At 70.5% G+C, this 4,442-nt stretch carries 3 protein-coding genes; all 3 read left to right on the top strand.

Translation table 11 applies throughout. The features are described 5' to 3' along the window. The coding region (locus FJ251_13820) for a hypothetical protein (protein MBM4118782.1) at nt 1-632 on the top strand (632 nt) is incomplete at its 5' end. A 99-nt stretch (nt 633-731) separates the two neighbouring features. Continuing rightward, complete coding sequence (locus FJ251_13815; protein MBM4118781.1) at nt 732-2,060, top strand: hypothetical protein; 1,329 nt, start codon at nt 732-734, stop codon at nt 2,058-2,060. A gap of 212 nt (nt 2,061-2,272) precedes the next feature. Next, a partial coding sequence (gene acnA, locus FJ251_13810; protein MBM4118780.1) for an aconitate hydratase AcnA occupies nt 2,273-4,442 on the top strand: 2,170 nt, incomplete at its 3' end.

The following is a 4,442-nucleotide window of genomic DNA, read 5'->3' as shown; positions in this document are numbered from 1 at the left end:
ACGTTCGGCAGGGTGGCGCCTGGGCGGAGCCCAATGAGCCCGCCCTGGGCGTCTGGGAGACCCTCGACGGTGGGCAGCACTGGGAGCAGATCCTCCAGGGGAACATCGTCGACCTCAGCATGCATCCCAACGATGCCGATGTGCTCGTGGTGAGGATGGCTCCCGGGACCATTCTCCTCACGCGGGATGGTGGAACGGTGTGGGAGGACCTCGGACTTCCGCCCTATCCGCCGATGCGGGGAGGGGACCAGTATGTGGTATCCCCGGCGGACGAGCGCATCTACGTTGCGGACTCTGACTCTGGCATGTGGGCGACCGACCTCTATCCCACGGGGGTGAGTCAGGCGCCGCGCCCGGGGGCGACCCTGGCTGGGTACCCGAATCCCTTCAATCCAGCAACCGCGCTCAGGTTCAGTTTGCCCGAAGCGGCCGCGGTGAGCGTGTTCGTCACGGATGTGCAGGGGCGGCGGGTGCGGAGCCTCGTGGTTCGGGAGTCCAGGCCCGCCGGCGAGCAGTCGCTTGCCTGGGACGGCCGGGACGATCGCGGCGCGCCGCTGCCCAGCGGCCTGTACGTTGCCCAGCTCGAGGCCGCCGATGCGCGCGCGAGCTGCAAGCTGCTGCTGCTGAAATGAGATCGCTGCAGTCCTCTCGCGCGCGGGAGAGCGAAGGTGAAGGGTTCTCCGGCAAGTTCATCGTCGTCCATTGACCGGAGACGAGCGAGGAGGTGGCAGATGCGAAAGCCTGGCGTCGCGGCTCTCCTGCTCCTGTGCGCCTTGCCCAGTGGGGGCGCAGAGTGGGAGTTCGTTGGGGATCTGGAAGGCACAGGGTACCCAGCCCCGGCTGTTGCGGATCCCTGGCACGGCCGACTCCTCCTGGGTGTCTACGGCGGATACTGGATCTATTTGCCGGCGACAGACACTTGGTTGGTGCGAGCCGCGGAAGCCACTGCGAGTCCTGTTCATAGCTTCCTATCCAGCGAGAGCGATTCCTTGGCGCTCTTGACGGGCCGCGAGAGCGTATGGTGGTCAGGCTTCATCATGGACAACACCGGGCTGACCACCCAGGGCCCGATCGTCGCGTGGGGGTCTTGGGGTTCCGTTCGGGGCCTCGGCAAGACGCCCGGACCCCCGGAGGCGATGCTGGCGTGCACGGACTTCTCAGGTGCTCCTGGTGTCATCCTGCGATCCCTGGACGGGGGGCTGAGTTGGGACATCATTCGCTCCTTGGGCTGGACAGGCGGCCACGCCTTGAGTGTTGCCCCTGATGGCGATGTCTTGGTCGGTTATGGCGTCACGCAGGAGCCGTGGGCGCTGCATGGGCTCCTGCGCAGCACTGACGCAGGGGAGTCCTGGCAGGAGATCTCGGGGGACATGCCCTGTGCTGCGCATATCGGCGACGTGGCGATCGATCCACTGGACTCACAGCATCTCTACGTTCGGCAGGGAGGCTACGGGGAGCCCGAGGACCCCGCCCTCGGCGTCTGGGAGACGCTCGATGGTGGGCAGCACTGGGAGCAGATCCTCCAGGGCAACATCTTCGATCTCAGCATGCATCCCGACGATGCCGATGTGCTCGTGGCCGCGGAGGAGAACGCGGCCGTACTCCTCACGCGAGACGGCGGGGAGAGCTGGACAAACGTCACCGGTCCCTTCCCCTCGTGGGCGGTGGAATTCACCGTCATCAGCCGCACGGATGAGCGGATCTACGTCGTTGGGTACACCACCGAGGGCCTTCTTGGCATGTGGGCGACCGACCTCTATCCCACGGGGGTGAGTCAGGCGCCGCGCCCGGACGCGATCCTGGCTGCGCACCCGAATCCTTTCAATCCGGCGACGGCGCTCAAGTTCAGCCTGCGCGAGGAAGCCGCGGTGAGCGTGTTCGTCACGGATGTGCAGGGGCGGCGGGTGCGGAGCCTCGTGGTTCGGGAATCCAGGCCCGCCGGCGAGCAGTCGCTCGCCTGGGACGGCCGGGACGATCGCGGCGCGCGCTGCCCAGCGGCCTGTACGTCGCGCAGTTCGAGGCGGCCGATGCGCGCGCGAGCTGCAAGCTGCTGCTGCTGAAATGAGATCGCTCCCGTCTTCTCGCGCGCAAGACAGCGAGCGAGGGGGATGGGAGTCCGCTCGCGCGGGTTCGAGCCGGGCCGGGCGCGGGTAGCGGCCGCACGAAGGCGCCCGGCCCGGCAGGCGGCCTGCCCTTGCCCGGCGCCGGCATCCCGAGTAGTTTCTGGTCCAGCGCAAGCGCGCTGAAGCCAAGACGAAAGGATGCCGTGCCGATGAGCCAGCCGCAGGACACCTTCGCCGCCCGCCACCGCCTCGCCCTCGCCGCGGGCGAGGCGATCATCTACCGCCTCGATGCGCTGGCGAAGCGCGGCCTCGCCGACCTGGACCGCCTGCCCTTCTCGATCCGGGTCATCCTCGAGGCGGGCCTGCGCCTCGCCGACGGCTTTCGCATCACCGAGGCGGACGTGGCGCGCATCGCCGCCTGGTCGCCGGCCAAGGCCGGCACCGTGGAGATCCCCTTCCGCCCGGCGCGCGTGATCCTCCAGGACTTCACCGGCGTGCCCAGCGTGGTCGACCTCGCCGCCCTGCGCAGTGCGATGGCCCGCCTGGGCGGCGACCCGGCGCGCGTCGAGCCGGGCGTACCCGTGGACCTCGTCATCGATCACAGCGTGCAGGTGGACTTCTTCGGCAGCCGCGAGGCGCTGGGGAAGAACGCCGAACTCGAGTTCGCCCGCAACCGCGAGCGCTACGAGCTGATCAAGTGGGCGACCGGCGCCTTCCGGGGTTTCCGCGCCGTGCCGCCGGCGACGGGCATCGTCCACCAGGTGAACCTCGAGTACCTGGCGAGCGTCGTGGCCGAGAGCGCCGATCCTGCGGGCAGCGGCCTGCCGCTCCTCTTCCCGGACAGCCTCGTCGGCACGGACAGCCACACGACGATGGTCAACGGCCTCGGCGTGCTCGGCTGGGGCGTCGGCGGCATCGAGGCCGAGGCGGTCATGCTCGGCGAGCCGATCACGATGCTGCTGCCGCCGGTGGTCGGCGTGCGCCTCGAGGGCGCGCTCGCCGAGGGCGTCACGGCCACCGACCTCGTGCTCACGCTGACGCAGCGCCTGCGCGCGCACGGCGTGGTGGGCAAGCTGGTGGAGTTCACCGGCCCGGGCTGCGCCGCGCTGAGCCTGGCCGACCGCGCCACGCTCGCCAACATGGCGCCCGAGTACGGCGCCACGGCCGGCTTCTTCCCGGTCGACGCCCGCACGCTCGAGTACCTGCGCCTGAGCGGCCGGCCGGCCGCGCTGCTCGACCGCGTCGAGCGCTACACAAAGGAGCAGGGACTCTTCGTCACCGCAGAAACGCCGACGCCCGACTTCAGCGAAACGCTGACCCTGGACACGAGCGCCGTCGAGCCCTGCCTGGCCGGGCCGACGCGGCCGCAGGACCGCGTTCCCCTCCGCGCGATGAAGGCGAGCTTCGCCAAGGAGCTCGACCAGCGCTACGGCAAGCAGCCGGCGCCGGCCGGCGCGAACGGCAAGCTGCGGCACGGCGCCGTCGTCATCGCCGCCATCACGAGCTGCACGAACACGAGCAACCCGGGCGTGATGCTGGCCGCGGGCCTGCTCGCCAAGCGCGCCGTGGCGCGGGGGCTCAAGGTGGCGCCCACGGTGAAAACGAGCCTGGCGCCGGGCTCCAAGGTCGTCACGCGCTACCTGGAGGCGGCCGGGCTCATGCCGGCGCTCGAAGCTCTGGGCTTCCACACCGTGGGCTACGGCTGCACGACCTGCATCGGCAACAGCGGTCCCCTGCCCGAGGCCGTCGTCAAGGAGATCGAGGCGGGGGACCTCATCGCCGCCGCCGTCCTGAGCGGCAACCGCAACTTCGAGGGCCGCGTGAGCCCGCACACGCGAGCGAACTACCTGGCGAGTCCGCCGCTGGTCGTCGCCTATGCACTGGCCGGGCGCGTCGGCATCGACTTCGCCAGCGAGCCGATCGGCCGCGGCGCGGACGGCAAGCCCGTCCTGCTCGCCGAGCTCTGGCCCAGCAACGCCGAGATCGAGGCGGCCGTGGCGGCGGCCGTGCGGCCCGCGCTCTTCAGCGAGGAGTACGGCCGGGTCTTCGACGCCAACGCCGACTGGAACGCCATCCCGGTGCCGCCGGGACAGCTCTTCGCCTGGGACCCGGCGAGCACCTACGTGCGCGAGCCGAGCTTCTTCGCGGACCTGTCGCCGGCGCCGGCACCGCTCGCTCCGCTGCGCGAGGCCCGCGCGCTGCTCGTGCTTGGCGACAGCGTGACCACCGACCACATCTCGCCGGCGGGCTCGATCGCGGCGAGCAGCCCGGCTGCGCGCTATCTCGAGGCGCGCGGCGTGGCGCGCGCGGACTTCAACAGCTACGGCGCGCGGCGCGGCAACCACGAGGTGATGGAGCGCGGTACCTTCGCGAACATCC

Source organism: bacterium (assembly GCA_016873475.1).
Taxonomy (GTDB): Bacteria; Krumholzibacteriota; Krumholzibacteriia; order JACNKJ01; family JACNKJ01; genus VGXI01.
This window is presented reverse-complemented; position numbering and strand designations above follow the sequence as displayed.

What these genes read in the sequence shown, in the direction of transcription:
- FJ251_13815 (MBM4118781.1), top strand. Translation starts at nt 732, where the DNA reads ATGCGAAAGCCTGGCGTCGCGGCTCTCCTGCTCCTGTGCGCCTTGCCC.